This is a genomic window from Azohydromonas australica DSM 1124, assembly GCF_000430725.1.
Lineage (GTDB): Bacteria > Pseudomonadota > Gammaproteobacteria > Burkholderiales > Burkholderiaceae_C > Azohydromonas > Azohydromonas australica.
The window spans coordinates 1-17,389 of sequence record NZ_AUMO01000037.1; the positions used below are offsets into that span (position 1 = coordinate 1).

Here is a 17,389-nt window from a genome sequence, read left to right on the forward strand (position 1 = left end):
GCCGGCAACGCGCTGGCCGAGGCCACGGGCCGCACCGTGCGCCAGAGCGCGCAGGCGGTGGACCGGGTGTTCGGCCTGATCGCCGACATGAGCCGCGCCGCGCAGGAGCAGGCGCAGGGCGTGGAACTCGTCAACAAGTCCGTGAGCCAGCTCGACAGCGTCACGCAGCAAAACGCCGCGATGGTGGAGCAGCTCTCCACGGCAGCCCGCTCGCTGCACCACCGGGCCGAAGTCGTGGTGGAGTCGGTTCGCATCTTCCGCACCGCGCATGGCGGTGCTGCAACGCCAGCACCACAGCGGCTCGAGCAGTCCGCGGGTGCGGCTCGGCCACGTATACCGGTGCGCAAGCACACCACGCCGGCCTGACACGCCGGCTCGCTATCCACCATGCCGCCAGCGCAGCGGCATCGCATGGCCTCCAGCGGAGGCGCGCTGTACAGGCGTGCTCCTGGCCTGAACCGCAAGCCAAAAAACGCTCTTCCGCCTTGCAGTGCTGCAGCGGTCTTGCGCAAGACGTCCTCGCGCCGTTTCGTACAGGCAGCACGCAACTAGGCAGTGCTCTTTGCATGGGGACTTGCCGCGAAGCACGCACTGCTCACGCGCGAATGCCATCCCGGCGTCAGCGGTGCATGCCCCGCGCTGCGCGCCTGGAATGCCGTGCTGCAGCAACGGCGCTTCCTGCAGGGCACGCATGAGCTGCGCCAGCTTGAGTTCCATGCGTTCGAACAACGCATATGGGCAAGAATCATGTAGTTGCCGTATCAACTAGATCAACAATTGCGAATCACATAAGACCTTGTGCACTGTCGAATCCAAAGATCGGCAGCTTTCGCAACCAATGTTGCGGAGTTCGTGCCTCATGTCGGTGAACAAGGGGTCGATTCAGAAGTTCCACAAACCGTGCCGCTAGTCGCGGCGTGCCGAGGTCGCCTTGATGCCCTACTCCTCCTCCTTCGTGCGCTCTCCTGGCCGCCGATCGTCCCTGCAGAACTTGCTTGGCAACATGACAATTGGACGGCGCCTGGCCCTGGCGTTCGGGACCGTTCTGGCACTTTTTGCCGGGACGACGGGATTCTCCGTGTTCCAGACCGGTCGGCTGCAGCAGGACATGGGTGCCACCATGCGTTCGAGTACCGAGCTCATTGCAGCAGCCGAGCAAATGCGCGCGCAGATCAACGAGAGCTACATGAGCGGCCTGCTTGTCATGCTCTCGACGCAGTCCGAGGAAATCAGTTTCCACGCCGGCCGAATCGAGAAGCAGATTGCTGCTTATGCGGCGGCCAAAGGTCGCTTGATGGAACTGACCCATGAGGGCAACGACATTGCGGGCATGCTCGAGGCGCTCAAGCCGCTGACCGAATCAGAGGGTGCGATGGGGCTGATGAGGCAGGCGCTGAGTGCTCGCATCTCCGATGGCGCGCGCGCAGGTGACGCCGACGTGCCGCTCGACGAGGCCCAGGTGGCCACGATGGCGTTCAGCGTGAAGAACGAAGTCGATTTCTGGGCCAAGTCGGTGGATGGCGTGGTCGCCGCGGTGCGACAGGCCGGCGAAGAGGCGCAGGCTCGGACCGAAGCCGCCGTGGCGTTGTCGCGCCGGATCCAGTTGCTTGCCGCGGGCGCGGGGCTGGCCATCAGCGTGCTGGCGGCTTGGCTGATTGCGCGCAGCGTCAGTGTCCCGCTGCGCCGTGCCGTCGCAGTCGCCGAGGAAGTGGCCCAAGGTAACCTGTCGCAGCCCATTGAAACGTCCCTGCGCGACGAGACCGGTGCGTTGCTGGCGGCGCTGGGTCGGATGCAGGCCAGCCTGCGGGAGGTAGTGGGCGCGGTTCGCGATACCGCCCATACGATCGAGGTTGCATCTACCGAGGTGGCCAGCAGCAGCCAGGACCTTTCCGCGCGCACCGAGAACGCCGCCGCCAATCTTCAGCGCACCGCAGGCTCGATGAGCCAGCTCGCCGGTGCCGTGCAGCAGACAGCGACTTCGGCCCACATGGCCAACGACGTCGCTGGCAGCGCCGCTGCCACTGCGCAGCACGGTGGCCGGGTGGTTGCCGACGTCGTTGCCAGCATGGAGCAGATTGCGCTCCAGTCGCGCCGCATCAGCGAGATCATCGGCGTGATCGACGGTATTGCGTTCCAGACCAACATCCTGGCGCTCAACGCCGCGGTGGAGGCCGCGCGCGCAGGCGAGCAAGGGCGTGGCTTTGCCGTCGTGGCTGCCGAGGTGCGCAACCTGGCTCAGCGCAGCGCGCTGGCCGCCAAGGACATCAAGCAGCTGATCGGCAGCTCCGTGGACCAGGTGAACTCGAGCAGCCAACTGGTACAGAAGGCGGGACAGACGATGACGACGCTGGTCGGCTCGGTGCAGCAGGTCAGCCACATGATTTCCCAGATCACCGATGCCGCTGGGGCCCAGAGTTCGGGCATCGGCGAGGTACACGCCGCAATGACGGATCTTGAGCAGATGACCCAGCAGAACGCCGCGATGGTGGAGCAAAGCGCGGCAGCGGCAGCTTCGCTGCAGGCACAGGCACAGCGGCTGTCGCAGATGGTGGCGACATTCAAGCTCCATGCCGGCGATGATGCTGAGTACGCTTCAATCGAGGTAAGCGATCGCCCCAGGGCAGTCAGCATCCACAGCAACGCTGTGCGGCATCGCTACGCCGTCGAACGCAACCCGATGGCCCAGGCGCCGGCGGATTCTTCCGTGACCGGCAGCCATGGGGCCGGTGCCGATGTGGGAACAACATTCCTGGGCCAGGCCTGACGGGACAGCACCTGGCACAGGCCCGTACCGGCCTGTGCCAGGTGCATGCCGGTTGCGGGCTTTACGCGCGCCCAGGGCTTGATCCGGCATACGTCCGGGACGCACCGTATGCATGCCGCCATCGGTTTTCCGCGCGGTGCGGGCGTGGGAATGACGCGGCGCGTACTGCAACGCCGCACCTGCCCTGAAACGGCTCCAACCGCTTCTTACACTGTCCGTGGCGAGCAGCGCGTGCGGCAACGGCACCACCGTGCCGGAGAAGGCTCCACTGGCAGCTTGGGAACTCCTGGCGTCAGGCGCGCGGCCCTCATCAAGACATCTCGCGGCAGGAACGCGACTGCGCACTGTCGCGCAGGTTACGGCCAACAGCAGTCAGGCAGCACCAGCCAGCGCGTGTCCCGCAATGAAGCCAAAGGTCAACGACAGCGTGTTGTTCGCGCCGTTTCCCGGCGCACGCCCTCGCCACAATGAATTCATGTCCAGCCCGATGGCGTACAGCCCCGGCACAGGCGCGTCCTGCATGTCGAGCACGCGAGCCCGGGCGTCCACGCGCAAGCCCACGGTGGTGGTCGAGTCGCCAGGAAATACCTTCAGCGCGTAGAAAGGCGCCTTGTGCACCGGGCCCAGGCAGGGGTTGGGACCGTGGGACGGATCGCCCATGACATGGTCGGCGCGCGCGTTGCCTCGTTCGAAGTCCTCGTCGACACCACGCTCGGCCTGTCCATTGAAGCGATTGACGGTCGCTTCCAGTGCGTGAGGCGGTACACCGATGGCCGCGGCCAGCGCCTGCAGCGTCGGTGCCGTGACAATGTAGCCTTCAGCAATCATGCGTCGCAGGCCCCAACCACCGGGGCGCACAAGTCCCAGGCCATAGCGGTGGATGAATGCCTCGTCGCACACGAGGTACGCAGGTACCGAGCCGCTGCGGTGCATGGGCTCGACGAGGTTGGTGGCGGACTCGTTGCCAAAGCGCTTGCCATGGGCGTTGACTGCAATGCAGCCGGGCTTGCCACGGTCGAGGAACAGGTGCGGGAACTTGCGCACCGAGCCGTCCGCTCGCTGCAGCACCGACACCACCACCCAGCCGGCATTGCTGAGGTTCTCACCGTCGAAGCGTCCACCAGCCGCACGCGCCGCCGCCAGGCCGTCGCCGGTGTTTCCCTCGGGTACGAGCGAGACGTGGTGCTCGGCATAGGGGATGAACTGACGTCGCATCTCGCTATTGGCCGAGAATCCGCCCGTGGCCAGCACCACACCGCGCCGGGCCCGCACCTCCAGTTGCTCCCCACCGCGCTGCAGCACCACACCGGTGACCCTGCCCTGCTCGACAAGCAGCCGCTGCATGGGCGCCTGGCGCCACAGCGTCACGCCGGCGTCCAGCGCCGAGCGCAGCAACCGGGCCGCCAGCGCATTGCCCATGGTCAGACGCGTGCCACGCGGATGCCGCGCGAGCCTGTCCAGCCCGAAGCGCAAGGCGAGCCGCGCCATGTGCCTGAACGCCGCGAAGGAGCGCGTCGCGTTGGCTGCATGCCCCATGTCGGCCAGTCCGATCATCATGCCCCCGGGTGCATTGAATTCCGTCAGTGGCGGGCGCAGCTGTGCAAAATGTGGACCCAGCTCGCGCGCGTCGTACTCCAGCGGGACCAGCAGGCGGCCTTCGCGCGAGAACCCGCTGGCAGCCGGATGCCAGTCGGCGAAGCCACGCTGCACCGCAAAGCGCACGGCGGTGTGTGCATGCAGGAAGTCCACCATGCGTGGCGCGGCGTCGAGGAATGCCTCAAGCAGGTCGGCACGCAGGGTCGGGCCCACTACCTCGTGAACATAGCGCGCGGCTGTACCGGCAGCCTCGCCCAGGCCGGCCTGCGTTGCGAGCGTGCTGCCCGGCACCCAGACGCCTCCGCCTGACAGCGCCGTCGTGCCGCCAAACCACGCTGTCTTTTCTGCCAGCAACACGTCCAGCCCGTGCCGGGCGGCAACGGTAGCGGCCGTGAGACCGGCACCGCCGGACCCTACGACGACCACGTCCTTCTCGATCATGGGCCCCATGCCGAGGATGGCCTCAGCCCCAGACAACGGGCACGGCGTGCGGCCCGCGCAGCTGTGCTCCGGTGATCTGCGGGGCCGGCTGCGCCGGATCCAGTCGAACGTCGGGCAGCAGATCCAGCACCGCGTTGAGGGCTACCTGCAGCTCGGTCTTGGCGATGAACTGGCCAATGCACATGTGCGGCCCGAACCCGAATCCGAAGGACGGCTTGGGTTTGCGATCGATGTCGAAGGTCTCGCTGTTCTCGAACGCTTCCTCGTCGCGGTTGGCCGAGGCCACGATGCACTGCACCATGGCGCCCTTGGGGATCTTCACGCCCCGGATCTCCAGGTCCTTTGCGGCCTGACGCACCTTGAAGGTGGCCACGGGCTCGAAGCGCACGGCTTCGTCGATGGCCTTGGACACCAGGCTGCGGTCGCGCCTCACGCGCTCCAGCAGTTCGGGGCGCTCCAGCAGCAGCACCATCAACGAGCCAAAGGTGCGGGTGGTGGTTTCGCCGGCCGCAGGCAGCAGGGAGCGCACGAACGTGGTGACCTCGTGGTCGTCCAGCGAGCGGCCCTCGTACTCCGCACGGATGAGTCGGCTGATGAGGTCCTCGCCGGTGGCACCGTTGGCGCGTACCTGTGCCACCTGGACCTTCACGGCGTCGTACAGCGCCTGCGCTGCCTCCATGGCCGCCTTGCGGGCAACGCGCGCGCGTTCGGCGTCCACTTGCGGTCCGGCGAGGATGGCCAGCGCCCAGGCGGCGTACTGCTTGACCTGCTCGGGCTTGTCGTCGGGAAAGCCGATGAGCGCGTAGATCAGCCGGATCGGGAAATGCAGGCCGAAGTCCATCAGGTCCGCGCGTCCCTGGGGCACCAGGGGCTGCAGGTACTCCTCGCGCACGATGCGGTCCATCCTGGGCCTCCAGCGGTTGACCACCTCGGGCATGAAAATGGGCTGCAGCAGGGCGCGGGCGCGACGGTGCGCCTCGCCGTCCATGCCGGTGAGGATGAGCCCGTCGAAGAACGAGCCCAGCCCCTCGGCAATGAAGCCGCTGGTGAAGTTGGCTGCGTCGCGCAGCACGGCCATCACGTCGGCGTACTTGAAAAGCGTGAACGTGGGGCGGTCGGGGTCGAGGCCCGCGATGTTGGGCACACCCAGACGCCCCATGAAGTTTTCTTCCAGTACCGGCGAGTCGCGTCGCATTTCACGGTAAAGGGCATTCAGATCGACATCGGCTCCCCGGTAGTTGTCGGCCACGCCGGAAAAAGCGCGCTCCAGCGACTGGTCCTTGGTTGCTGCGGTCACGATCGTCTCCTTTCAGTCAGGGGCGGCCCGGACCTTGCCGGTCACCGGTCGCGCCCTTATATTGAACACATTTTCAAATTCTGATCTTTTGACGCCCGCCACACAAGCGCCTGCGACGCCGCTTCCACCCCGCGTCTTGCGCTGCGTCAACGCTCGGCGGCAATCTCCCGGCAGATCCGGGAAAACGATCAGTAGAGGGAATAGAGCAGACCGCCATAGAGTTGAGCCCTCAACTATTTTCCATCTTTGGCGCCACCATCGAGTGCAGCCTTGGCACGCACGCATGCGCATGCGCATGCCGGCCGTGCCGATCCGTTCCACTGTCCGCGCCGTCAGGCGCACCAAGGAGGCCAGCCATGCTGACCCTGTACCACGCCCCCGGTTCCGTATCGTCGCGCATCGCATGGTTGCTCGAAGAACTCGGTGCGATGTATGAACTCGTGAACGTTGCCGATCCGTACAGCACGGGCGGCCGGGCCGATGCACGCAATCCCCATCCGCACGGCTTCACACCGGCACTCGATCACGACGGCCGGATCGTCACAGAGACCGGGGCGATCGCGTTGTACCTCACGGACCTGTTCCCAAATGCGCAGGTCGGCGTGCCTGCGGGCGACGCGCTGCGTGGGCGATACCTCACCTGGCTGTTCTACCAGGTGGGGCTCACCGAACCGCTGGTGTACATGAAGGGCACTCAGGCCTTGTCCCGGGATGCCGCGATGGCCCGGCTGGACGCGGCGATGATGCAGCACATCGAGGCAACGCTTGCGGAGTCCGGCCCCTACCTGCTGGGCGAGCGCTTCACGGCGGCGGACATCCTGATGATGAGCCTGTTCGAACAGGCACGCCCGCTGCTAGGCGCCAGCCCGTCGATCGATGCCTACCTCGCCCTGGCCGATCGTCCGGCTCGGCGCCGGGCGCTGCAGCGCGACAAGCCGCACGCGCCCTCAGCAGTTCACGCGGCGGGACCGTAGAAGTTGTCGAGGAAGCGGCTCTGCGCTTCCACGCGTTCGCGGCGCACGCGTGCTGAGACCAGCGAGTCCGTCGAGCCCTCGGGTGCGCTGAGCACGACGGTGGGCCCTTGACCCAGGCGCGCCAGTCCGACACGTGCCACCTCCTGCGAGGGCGTCAAGTGCACGGCGTCGGGCGACAGCCCGTGCTTGGCAAACACGGTGCGCAGCTTGGGCGTGTCGGTCGCCCCCAGCAGCACGTTGAGCACATCCACGCCATGCGGCTTGAGCTCCTTCCACAGGCTTTCGCCAAAGTTCAGCGCATAGCCCTTGGTGGCCGTGTAGATGGCCAGCCGCCCCGTGCCGCCCAACGCCGCCTCGGAACCCACCAGGACGATGCCGCCGCGCCCACGCGCGACAAGGGCCGTCGCAAAGCGGTGGCAAGCCTCGGTGAGCAAGTCGATGTTGCGTTGCAGCAGCGTGCGCCAGGCCTCGTAGGAACTCTCAAGGAAGCGGCCGCCGACGCTGTCGCCGCCGGCGTTGAACACCACCAGGCCAAGATCCAGGCCGTCAGCGACGTGCTGCAGCGCGGCTGCGGCGCCGGGCGTCGACAGGTCCAGCGCCAGGGTGCGCACCTGCACGGCGTACGTCTGCCGGATGCGCGAGGCCAGTTCCCCGAGCTTGTCCGGACGGCGGGCGACCAGGATCACGTTGAGGCCCTTGGCCGCGGCCTGCAGCGAGAACTCCGCGCCGGTGCCTTCGGACGCGCCGGCCACCAGGGCCCAGGGGCCGTAGCGGTCGAGAAAATCGCGGTCGGATGAAGTGGTCTGGGTCACGGGTGAGTGCTCCGTCGTGGTGGACAAGGGTTCAGCGGGTGGGAGGCAGGTGTACCTGCGTGGCCGAGCGGCCGATGCGGGTCGGGCCGAAGACATGCATGCGGCGGGCCTCCATCGTGGCGAACAGCCGCAGCAGCGTTTCGTCGTGCTCGGGCCCGGCCTCTTGCACATGGCGCTCAAGCGCAGCTTCCGCCGCGCAGCAGTTGTCGAAGCGTCGGCCCAGCAGCGTGCTGATGTCATGGAGGTTGCGCGCCTCAAGCTCCGTGCCCATGGCGTCGGCACGCTGGAGCCACTCGATGAGCTTGTCCGCGGCCTCCTGGCGCGACTGCTGCAGCTTGTCCGGCGTCTCGATGCGCGACACCGTGTCAGCGAGCTTGGCCAACAGCGCAGCATGGTTGCCCGTGTGCTCGGACAGGGGTGGCTCCAGCGGCAGCCTGATGCCCGTGAGGCCGCTCATCGCCTGCAGGATGACCTGGCGCAGGGCGAGGTCGAACTCCAGGTACACCGCGTGTTCGTCACCGGGCCGCCCGGCACCGACCGTGCCGGTGAACTGCATGGTGCCCAGCGTGGCGAACTGCAGCGTGTGGAAGTCGATCACCTCGTGGTCAACGGGCTCGCCGCTGAACTCCTCGTAGAGCTGGAGCAGCACCGGGAACGACTCGCCCAACGGCTCGTAGTTGTCGCGCATGCGCATCGTCGCGAGGTCGACCATGGGGTCGCCAATCATGCTGAACTCGAAGTCGTACAGCCCGGTCATGCGGCCATCCTGGAACAGGAACTGGCCCGAGTCGAACTGTATGAAGCTGGCCCGGGTGCGGTGCGTGGGCACGTTGCGCTTCAGCCAACCGATCACGAACTCGAGCATCGGTTCGGGGCGGCTCCTGGTGCGCAGATAGTGCGGCATGTAGGCGCCCAGGCCGACGAGCGCAATCTCGCGCGCGCCCTGCGGCAGGTGCAGCCCCCGGGCCACGAAGGACTCCACCGGCACGCGGTGCATGGCCGCGACCTCGGCGATGTACTGGCGTGCGACGGTTCGTCGCTCGGCATCACTGGCCGCGTCAGCGACCCGGCGCGTGCCGGGCAGCGCGTCCATCAGGATGCACGGCGGCTCGCTGCAGTAGCCATGGATGCGGGGCACGGCGATGCCATGTTCGCCCAGCACGCTGATGACGTCAGCCTCGCGCTTGAGCTCCGGAAAGATTGCGACGTCGCCGCCGCGGTCTCCGCGCAGGTGCAGCTTCATCAGCTCGCCACCGCGCTCGACATCGACAAACCATGCGGGACGCCAACGCACCTGGCGCTCCATGCGCACGACCTTGCCCCCCGTGGCGTGCTCGACGAAGGCGCGCAGCCGGGCCTGACCGTCGGCGCCGTAATCCGTCGTGGTATCGGTGCAGGCCATCGCTCAGGCCTCCACCGGCTGCTCGAGTCCGCAGAGCCGGGCCGGATCGGTGCCGGTCTGCCGCGAGAGGTCGTGCAGGTCGAAGTACTCTCGCCAGGCCGTGATCAGGGTCTGGTCGTCGAGATCGAACACTGCCATCAGCGCGTGCCGGACTGTGCGGCCGTTGCGGCCGAAGTGGTCCAGCCGCTCGGTGACCACGGAGCGCTCATCGGACCACATGCGCTCGATGCCACAGCGTGCCCACTCGGTGTAGCCAAGCTGCCGCTGGATCTCCCTGCGCAACGACTCGCGACCGCGGATGACCGGGCCATGAGGCACGTACAGTTCCCAGTACCCATCGGGCGCGAACATGGAAACGATCTTTTCCACGTCGGGCCGCCGGGTCTCGTCGCCCCAGGCGTCGAGGAACTCGCGTACCGCCTGCTCCTGCTTGTGTCCCATGCTCGGTCTCCGTCTGTCTCGATCAGCGCAGAAGGTGGCGCACCACCTGCACGTGCGGCACGGTGCAGCTCATGCCACCGTCCGCACGCATGAGCGCACCGTTGATGTAGGCGGCCTCGTCAGAGGCCAGGAAGGTCGCCAGCGCGGCGATGTCGTCGCTGCGCCCCAGGCGCGGCACGTTGTGCAGTTCCAGGAAGGCTTCCTGCATGGCGCCATTTGCCCAAGCCTGCATGGCCGGTGTCTGGATCACGCCGGGCAGGATCGCGTTGCAGCGAATGCCCTGCTTGCCGAAGGTCGCAGCGATCGTCTGCACGTACCAGTTGACCATGGCCTTGGAGCCGCCATAGCTGAACTGGGCCACGTCGCCACCCAGAGAGCTCGTGGACGAGGTGAACAGGATCGAGCCCCCGCCTTGTCTGAGCATGTGCGGGATGGCCAGCTTGCTGGCCAGCACGCCACCCAGCACGTTGACCCGCACCACATCGAAGAAGCGTTCGCTGCTGAACGACAGGAAATCCTTGTCCGCCTTGCCGGCGCCCGCGGTGTTCACCGCGTTGTTGAACAACACGTCGATGCGGCCCAGCCGGGTCACCGCTTGCTCGACCATCGCGACGAGCTGTTCTTCCACCCCCACATCCACGGCCAGCGCCAGGGCCTGGCCACCAGCGGCGGATATCTCCTCCGCGACCGTCTGTGCCGCGTCGCCACGCAGGTCGGTGACCATGACGCGCGCGCCCTCGGCAGCAAAGCGCAGCGCGCTGGCGCGGCCGATGCCGCTGCCTGCGCCAGTGATGCAGGCCACCTTGCCTCGCAGTCGCGCCATTCCGATCCCCCCTGTCAAGCGCTTGCGATCCCAGGCGCCTGGCGCAGTCCAGGCAGCGTCGATTCCGGCAGGGGTTCGTGCGATATCGATGAGGCACGCAAGCCATCGCCGATGCGCACCACCTGGACGGGAATGCCGTTGAGCACCGCGTTGCCCGACGCGGCATCGACCAGGCGAGCCGGGCTCAGCAGGTTGATGTTGACACCCGCATGCTCGGCGGCCGTGTGCTGTCGCGTGCCGGGCTGCCCATGTCCCCAGCCGTGCGGCAGCGACACCACGCCGGGACGAATATCGGTGGTCGGCTCGGCGGGCACCTCGAGCGCGCCACTCTCGCTTTGCACCCGCACCAAGTCTGCGTCGGCGATGCCCAGGCGCCGGGCATCGTCGACGTGGATCTGCAGCGTGCAGCGGTCGCGCCCCTTCACGAGCACCTCCACGTTATGCATCCACGAATTCAGCGAGCGCAACTGTCGCCGGCTGACGAGGACGAGGCAGGGCGCAGGTGCCACCATCGCCTGCTCCAGGCGTGGCAGGTCACCCAGCATGTGTGCAGGCGCCAGCTCGAGCCTGCCGGACGGGGTGGTGAAGGCGGCGGCACCCTGCGACGGTGCGTGTCCGAGCACGATGCCGTCGGGCTGGTCCTTGAACGCCTGAAGATTCAGGCCTTCAGGCCGCTCTCCGAACCTGTCTCCGAACGGCCCCGTGCGGATGCACAGGTCGAGGATGCGCTCCGCGCCATGCGAGGGCAGCGCTGCGAATGCCACCGCGCGCGGCACGCCGAGCTGGTCGCACATCGCGCCGAAGTACTCGTCGTCGAGCCGATCGAGGTCCGCGTGCGGATTGCCACCGATGATCGAGCCCAGGCGCGCGAGCACCTGCCATTCCGGTGGCCGGTCCCGCCGCGGGAACAGCGCCGGCGAGTAGTGCCCGCCGCTGGTCAGGCTGAAGGGCCAGGCCCAGATGTCCCAATGCGGCTGCTCCAGCGGAGAGAGCGCCGGCAGGATCACATGGGCATGGCGCGTCGTCTCGTTGATGTACAGGTCGACGCTGACCATGCATTCAAGCTGCGGCAGCGCTGCTGCCAGCCGGGCCGACCCGGGCGCAGACAGCACCGGATTGCAGCCTGAGGTGACCAGGCCGCGAATGCGCCCGGCTCCGGGAGTGTCGATTTCCTCGGCGAGGCACGACGCCGGGTACTGACCGAGCACGCCCGGCACGCCGCGCACGCGCATGGGCGGCCCGAGCAGCGGCGCATCGGTCGGATACGGCGGCGTGAGCTTCAGATGCGGAGCGACGCAGGTGCTCCACATCACGCCACCCTCTTGGTCCATGTTGCCGGTGAGCACTGCCACCACGTCGATCAGCCAGGAGGCCAGCGTGCCGAACTCCTGGGTGCAGGTCCCGATGCGGCCATACACTGCGGCACGCGGTGCCTGGCCGATCTCCTGCGCCAGGGCCCGGATCGTGGCTGCCTCCACGCCACAGAAGGACGCGACGCGCTCGGGAGGCCAGGCCCTGGCCAGGACCCGGACCTCCTCCAGGCCGTTGACGAGGCCTTCCAGGTGCCCGAGGCGAACCAGTCCCTCCTGGAACAGCACATGGACGACGCCCAGCAGCAGCGCTGCGTCAGTGCCCGGGCGGATGCCGATCCACTGGTCGGCGGCCCGGGCCGTCCCAGTGCACACCGGGTCGATGACCACGACGCGTCCGCCACGCGAGCGCAGCGCCTTGATGGCGCCCATCACGTCCCGGTGCGAAAAGATGCTGCCCTTGGACGCTGCCGGGTTGCCGCCCACGATGACGAACAGGTCCGTGTGATCGATGTCCGGAATGGGCATCTTCCACATGTCCCCGTACATCAGGAAGGTCGACACGTTCTTGGGAAGCTGGTCGACGCTGGACGACGAGAAGCGTTGCGCGAAGCCGGCCTGGCGAACCATGAGCATCATGTAGCGGCTGGTGTCGAAGCCGCCCTTGTTCATGTTGCCGCCGTAAAAGGCAAAGGCCTTGGGACCGTGGCGGTGGCGCACACCCTGCGCGAGTTCGTCGATGCGCTGGAACGCGGCGTCCCAGGACACCTCACGCCATGTGGTTCCGTCGCGCACGACAGGGTGCCGCAGCCGGTCGGGATCATGATGCACCGCGCCCAGTGTCGTGCCCTTGGGACAGATGTGACCCCGGCTGAAGACGTTGTCCGGATCCGGCCGGATGGCGATGACGCGCTCGTCCTGCGTCGCGACCTTCAGCCCGCACATGCCCTCGCACAGCGGACAGGTGCGTCGATGGACCTGGACAGGGTCATGGGTGCTGCTCATGCGGCCCAGTCTAGGCAGCCCGGTTCGGGCAGGCGTGTAGCGTGCACTTCGGCTATGGCATGGGGCTTTTCATCGATAGCGTTCCCCGCTTGGCTGGCCAGCGCCCTGGTGATCATGCATCCAGCGCACAACCAAGGAGTGACGATGAAGGTCCGCGACCCCCAGGAGATCCGCTCGTTCCTGCACCAGCAAGTCGAGCTTTGGAACGCAGGCAGGAAGCACGAGATGTTCGACCTGTATCGCCGCATGGTGCCTGGCCGCATGACGATCGAGTACATCGGGCTGCCGGTGATGGAGGGCTGGCAGGCGCTGGAGGACATGTGGCAGCGCTTCGCCGGCAAGGTGCACATCGACGTCAAGGAGGTGATGGTGACGGGCAACGAAGCCGCGTGCTACCACCACAACACCACCATCGGCGCCGGCACCCCGCCGCGGCCCAGCATCGAGCTCTACCGCTTCGATGGCGACGATGTGCAGATCCGCTACTTCTTCACGCCGCAATCCTGAGCCGTGCCGTGACCGACACGACGACACAGGACAACAAGCGCGTCGCCGCAGCGTTCCTGCACGCCATCGAGCGTGGTGACGCGCCGGGCCTGCAGGCGCTGCTGGCCCCGGGCTTCAGCTGGTGGGTGGCAGGCTGGGGCGAACGCAGCCGCAAGGCCTTCCTCGACGCCGTGTCGCGCACCATGCGAGCCTTCGACGAGCGCCGGGTGACGCCCACGGGCGTCACCGCCGAGGCGGACCGCGTCGCGGTCGAGGCACAGGGCCACTTCGAGCGGCCGGGTCTCGTCTACCGCAACACGTACCACTACCTGTTCATCGTCCGCGACGGCCTCATCGCCAGCGGACGTGAGTACTTCGACACGGCCGCTGCCGCGGCCGCGTTCGGACCTCCCCCTGACGGAGCAACACCATGAGCGACACCAGGACGCCCGAGGCCATCGTGCGCCGCTTCATCGATGCCTTCCGCGAAAGCTGGCCGCAGGACCTGGACGCGGCGCTGGCACCGCTGGCCGACGACGCCTACTACCAGATCGCGGTGCCGGCCTTCGCACCGGTGCGCGGCCGCGATGCGATCAAGGCGGAGCTGGAGCTGATGCGCCAGAGCGTCACCGACCAGAGGCACGACATGAAGGCTGTGGCAGCCAGTGGCAATACCGTCTTCACCGAGCGCTGCGACTGGTCCTTCCGTAACGGGCGCTGGGTGCCGGTGCCGCTGGTAGCGGTGTTCGAGCTCAACGATGCCGGCCAGATCACTGCGTGGCGCGAATACCTCGATCCCGGCCATGTGGCCAAGCTGCACGGCATGTCCATGGAGGCCTTCCGCGAGTCGCTGGCCGCTTGACAGCACGCCCGGTACAGCGAGCCACCACGCCCTCCATACGATGAACTCCGTAGCAAGATCCGCCCACGCCGGCATGCCCAATGAATTCCTGCGCGGCTGGCGCATCGTACTGCTGGCACTGGCAGGCGCCGCAACCACGGCCAGCGTGACGTTGCTCTATGGCTTCGGCACGTTGGTGGTGCCGCTGGAGAAGGCTTTTGGCTGGAACCGCGGCAACCTGCAGTTCGCCATCAGTTGCCTCTCAGGGGGCGTGGTCGTGGCCAGCCAGCTCGCCGGCTGGCTGAACCTGCGCTGGGGCATGCGGCCGGTGGCATTGCTGTCGCTGTTGGCCATGCCGCTGGCGCTGTTGGCGACCACGCTGGTGCAAGGCTCGATCGGGTGGCTCTACCTGGCCTTCTTCGTCGTGCCGATCGCCGGCGTGGGTATCACCTTCGTGACCTGGACACAGTTGGTGAGCCAGTGGTTCGAGGTCCGGCGCGGCCTGGCGCTGGCGCTGGTGCTGTGCGGCTCGGGCCTGTCGGCGGCGCTGTTGCCGCCAGCGCTGACCTGGGCCATCGACCGCTGGGATTGGCGTGCCGGGTTCATCGTGCTGGGCGCCCTGCCGCTGCTCATCACCCTGCCGCTGGCCTGGAAGCTCTTTGTTCCCACCCCGCCCGGCGCCTCGACGGCTACCGCCGCGGCAGCAGCCCGGGCGCCACGGCGGGCGTCCGCAACGTTCCGGGTGCACGTGCGCTCGCGCAAGTTCTGGACCCTGAACCTCGGTCTCACGCTGGTCGTGACGGCCGTGGTCGGCATGGTGACCAACACGGTGCCGCTGTTGCGCGACATCGGGCTCACAGCGGCGCAAGCCGGCAGCGTGTTCAGCGGCTTTGGCATCGCGCTCATCGCCGGTCGGCTGGCTGCGGGCTGGCTGATCGACCGCCTGTGGGCCCCCGGCGTGGCAGCCACGGCCTTGGTCATGCCAGCCATCGGCTGCCTGATGCTGTGGAGCGCGGACGCGAGCTGGACGACCACGCAGCTCACGGTCGCCGTGTGCCTTGTCGGCATCGGCGCTGGCGCGGAGTTCGATCTGTCCGCCTATCTCGTGGCCCGCTACTTCGGATTGCTTGACTACGGCCGACTCTTCGGCATCCATCTGGGCCTGATCACCGCAGGCAGCATGCTGGCGCCACTGGCGTTCGGCGCCGCGTACAAGAGCACTGGCAGCTATGGCCCGATGCTGGCGTACTGCATCGGCGCATGCCTGGCCGGTCCGGCGCTGCTGCTGACGCTAGGGCGGCAGCCCTTGCTGCAGAGCCGTTCGGCCGCCGCCCTGGAACAACCCGGCGCGGAGCCGGTGGGCTAGCCATGCGCCCGTGCCCGGCACGCGGTGCGGCCGCCCGGGTTGGCGTGGAGGCCGCCTCCTGGTTCATCCCACTGACCGACAACAAAGGTTTCGATGTCTGTTATAGATCCTCCCTCGTTCACGGAAATCTGCTACGTGGTGCACGACGTCGAGCGTGCGGCCCGAGAGTGGGCACGCAACGTCGGTGCGGGCCCGTTCTACCTCATCGAACCGCACGACCGGGCGCGGCTCTACCGCGGTCAGCCGTGCCGCGATCCGCATCGCGTGGCACTCGGCAGCCTGGGCACCACGGTGGTCGAGTTCATCGAGCCGCTGGACGACACGCCCTCGATCTGGCGCGAGATCCTGGACGTGAAGGGGGAAACGGTACACCACGTGTTTCCAGACATTCGCCTGATGCCGCCGGGCGAGTACGACCGCCGCTTCGCTGCGCACCGCGCGGCCGGGCTGGAAGTCGTGTTGACCGGCGAGGTCGAAGGCATCGGCCGCCATGCCTTCTTCGATGCGCTTGCCAGCATGGGCTGCTTCATCGAGCTGCTGGACGTCGGGGAACGCCTATGGCAGTTCACCCTGGCGCAGTACCGTGAGCACCAGCGCTTCGACGGCCAGCGGCCCCTGCGCGACATGTCCGAGCTGCTGGCCGCACGGGGCTGCCCATAGGCGGTGTCATCGACGCAGGCCTCGCCAGGCCGGGCCCCGCGCGCGCAGATCAATGCGCAAGCGCGTCGTCTCGCTGCGGCGGCAGGCCCAACCGCTGACGGTACTGCACCGGCGTGAGCCCGGTGGCACGGCGAAACGCGTCACTGAAGGCAGCGGCACTGCGAAAGCCGCTGCGATAAGCCACCTGCTTGATGAGCAGTGCCTCGTCGCCGAGCAGCACCTTGGCACGCGCAATATGCACCGTCGCCACATAGCTGCGCAGGGTGTGCCCGGTGGTCTTCTTGAACACCGACGAGAGCTCGCGTGCTGACAACCCGCAGGCATCGGCCAGCGTCGACAGCGAGGGGCCCGACGGTTCGCCACAGGCCTCGATCGTCTCCTGGATGAGGTTGAGCTGCTGGCTGCTCAGCCGACCGCGTGGCGCCGCCGGCACGCCGCTGCCCGGCACACAATGCCGGTGCAGCTCGATCGCCAGCATGGTCAGGAGGGCACTGGTCTGCAGCGGACTGGCGAACGACGGCGCCGTCATCTCCTGCACCAGCCAGCGCATGCACGCGTGCACCCGCTCGTTGTGCATGTCGATCAGCAGCGTTGGGTCGGCCGCATCCCAGCACCAGTCGATGCCCGCGAGCAATCCCAGGCGTCGCGGTTCCATGACACACACCACCGAGCGACGGCGCCCCGCCGTCCAGCGGACCGACACCTCGGTGTCAGGCGGCATGAAGTTCAGCGTGCCCGTGGAGCGCTCCGCCCCGTCCACGCCGCACACCACGTAGCGGGTGCGCTCGTCTTCGGGACAGGGTGCCGGCTCGTTGAGTTCGACCAGGCAGTGCGCCTTGGACAGCACCCGGATCGAGCCCGGCTGCTGCCAGTGGATGTCCTGCACCGCCACCTCGTACGCGCCCTCCGCAAGGTGCGCGCCGATCACCTTGATCGGCGCCAGCCGGTCCATCAAAGGCTTGAGTTCCGCCGTCTGCATGCGCGTGTGTTCCCTGCCGCCGGATCCGTTCCGGCTTGGCGAGATTTAGACACTAAAAGTGTTTTAGTTCAACTTCGGGACTACCCGTGTTGGCGCCCCGGAGCCCGCACAGGCTGCGCGTGGCCCGCCAACCCGCCGCTAGAGCAGCATGCCAGCTCGGCGGCCCAAGCCCTGGCAGCATCAGCGCGCCGG

16 protein-coding genes and 1 pseudogene are annotated in these 17,389 nt (G+C 67.5%); 9 read left to right on the forward strand and 8 right to left on the reverse strand.

Annotation, left to right across the window (positions count from 1 at the left end; translation table 11 throughout):
* The 3 genes and pseudogenes from H537_RS41225 to H537_RS41230 form a co-directional block, all read left to right on the forward strand.
* Positions 1–366, forward strand: a pseudogene (locus tag H537_RS41225) (hypothetical protein); the annotation flags it as partial.
* Between the two features lie 189 nt (positions 367–555).
* Complete coding sequence (locus H537_RS0104935; protein WP_028997012.1) at positions 556–753, forward strand: hypothetical protein; 198 nt, start codon at positions 556–558, stop codon at positions 751–753.
* Between the two features lie 181 nt (positions 754–934).
* Entirely contained in the window at positions 935–2,764 is a 1,830-nt protein-coding gene (locus H537_RS41230) for a methyl-accepting chemotaxis protein (RefSeq protein WP_084150438.1), read from the forward strand.
* A gap of 372 nt (positions 2,765–3,136) precedes the next feature.
* Here H537_RS41230 and H537_RS0104945 read toward each other — a convergent pair whose 3' ends face one another.
* Positions 3,137–4,801, reverse strand: coding sequence for an FAD-dependent oxidoreductase (locus H537_RS0104945; protein WP_043458229.1), 1,665 nt, complete (start codon positions 4,799–4,801; stop codon positions 3,137–3,139).
* 22 nt (positions 4,802–4,823) lie between these two features.
* Positions 4,824–6,098 carry a cytochrome P450 gene (locus tag H537_RS0104950; RefSeq protein ID WP_028997014.1) on the reverse strand — a complete coding sequence of 425 codons (1,275 nt, stop codon included), beginning with the start codon at positions 6,096–6,098 and terminating at the stop codon, positions 4,824–4,826.
* A gap of 356 nt (positions 6,099–6,454) precedes the next feature.
* Between H537_RS0104950 and H537_RS41235 the strand changes: the two genes are divergently transcribed.
* A complete protein-coding gene (locus tag H537_RS41235; RefSeq protein WP_051241901.1) occupies positions 6,455–7,072 on the forward strand; it encodes a glutathione S-transferase family protein in 618 nt (205 codons plus the stop codon).
* On the opposite strand, the gene H537_RS41240 is transcribed toward H537_RS41235, so the two are convergent.
* The 5 genes from H537_RS41240 to H537_RS41245 are packed head-to-tail and all read right to left on the reverse strand — an operon-like array spanning position 7,054 to position 12,865.
* Positions 7,054–7,884, reverse strand: a complete 831-nt coding sequence (locus tag H537_RS41240; RefSeq protein WP_051241903.1) for an SDR family NAD(P)-dependent oxidoreductase — start codon at positions 7,882–7,884, stop codon at positions 7,054–7,056. The two genes, H537_RS41235 and H537_RS41240, sit on opposite strands and share 19 nt — an antisense overlap.
* 31 nt (positions 7,885–7,915) lie before the next feature.
* Positions 7,916–9,286 carry a phosphotransferase gene (locus H537_RS0104965; RefSeq protein ID WP_028997015.1) on the reverse strand — a complete coding sequence of 457 codons (1,371 nt, stop codon included), beginning with the start codon at positions 9,284–9,286 and terminating at the stop codon, positions 7,916–7,918.
* Between the two features lie 3 nt (positions 9,287–9,289).
* On the reverse strand, positions 9,290–9,727 hold the full coding sequence (locus H537_RS0104970; protein ID WP_028997016.1) for a nuclear transport factor 2 family protein: 438 nt from the start codon (positions 9,725–9,727) through the stop codon (positions 9,290–9,292).
* 22 nt (positions 9,728–9,749) lie between these two features.
* Positions 9,750–10,550, reverse strand: coding sequence for an SDR family NAD(P)-dependent oxidoreductase (locus H537_RS0104975; protein ID WP_028997017.1), 801 nt, complete (start codon positions 10,548–10,550; stop codon positions 9,750–9,752).
* A gap of 14 nt (positions 10,551–10,564) precedes the next feature.
* A complete protein-coding gene (locus H537_RS41245) occupies positions 10,565–12,865 on the reverse strand; it encodes a molybdopterin-dependent oxidoreductase (RefSeq protein WP_084150440.1) in 2,301 nt (766 codons plus the stop codon).
* Positions 12,866–13,009: 144 nt separating this feature from the next.
* Between H537_RS41245 and H537_RS54325 the strand changes: the two genes are divergently transcribed.
* The 5 genes from H537_RS54325 to H537_RS0105005 all read left to right on the forward strand — a co-directional run bounded on the left by H537_RS54325 (position 13,010) and on the right by H537_RS0105005 (position 16,218).
* On the forward strand, positions 13,010–13,372 hold the full coding sequence (locus tag H537_RS54325; RefSeq protein ID WP_028997018.1) for a Cif family virulence factor: 363 nt from the start codon (positions 13,010–13,012) through the stop codon (positions 13,370–13,372).
* 8 nt (positions 13,373–13,380) lie between these two features.
* A complete protein-coding gene (locus H537_RS54330) occupies positions 13,381–13,785 on the forward strand; it encodes a nuclear transport factor 2 family protein (RefSeq protein WP_043458230.1) in 405 nt (134 codons plus the stop codon).
* Positions 13,782–14,213, forward strand: coding sequence for a nuclear transport factor 2 family protein (locus tag H537_RS41255; RefSeq protein WP_051241906.1), 432 nt, complete (start codon positions 13,782–13,784; stop codon positions 14,211–14,213). The genes H537_RS54330 and H537_RS41255 overlap by 4 nt, the downstream gene beginning before the upstream one ends.
* 73 nt (positions 14,214–14,286) lie before the next feature.
* Positions 14,287–15,558, forward strand: a complete 1,272-nt coding sequence (locus H537_RS41260) for an MFS transporter (RefSeq protein ID WP_043458231.1) — start codon at positions 14,287–14,289, stop codon at positions 15,556–15,558.
* 93 nt (positions 15,559–15,651) lie between these two features.
* Positions 15,652–16,218 (forward strand): VOC family protein, encoded by a 567-nt coding sequence (locus H537_RS0105005; protein ID WP_084150441.1) that lies wholly within the window; start codon positions 15,652–15,654, stop codon positions 16,216–16,218.
* A 49-nt stretch (positions 16,219–16,267) separates the two neighbouring features.
* Here the strand turns inward: H537_RS0105005 and H537_RS48870 are convergent, their stop codons facing one another.
* Positions 16,268–17,197 (reverse strand): helix-turn-helix transcriptional regulator, encoded by a 930-nt coding sequence (locus H537_RS48870; protein ID WP_084150442.1) that lies wholly within the window; start codon positions 17,195–17,197, stop codon positions 16,268–16,270.
* Positions 17,198–17,389: the final 192 nt, after the last annotated feature.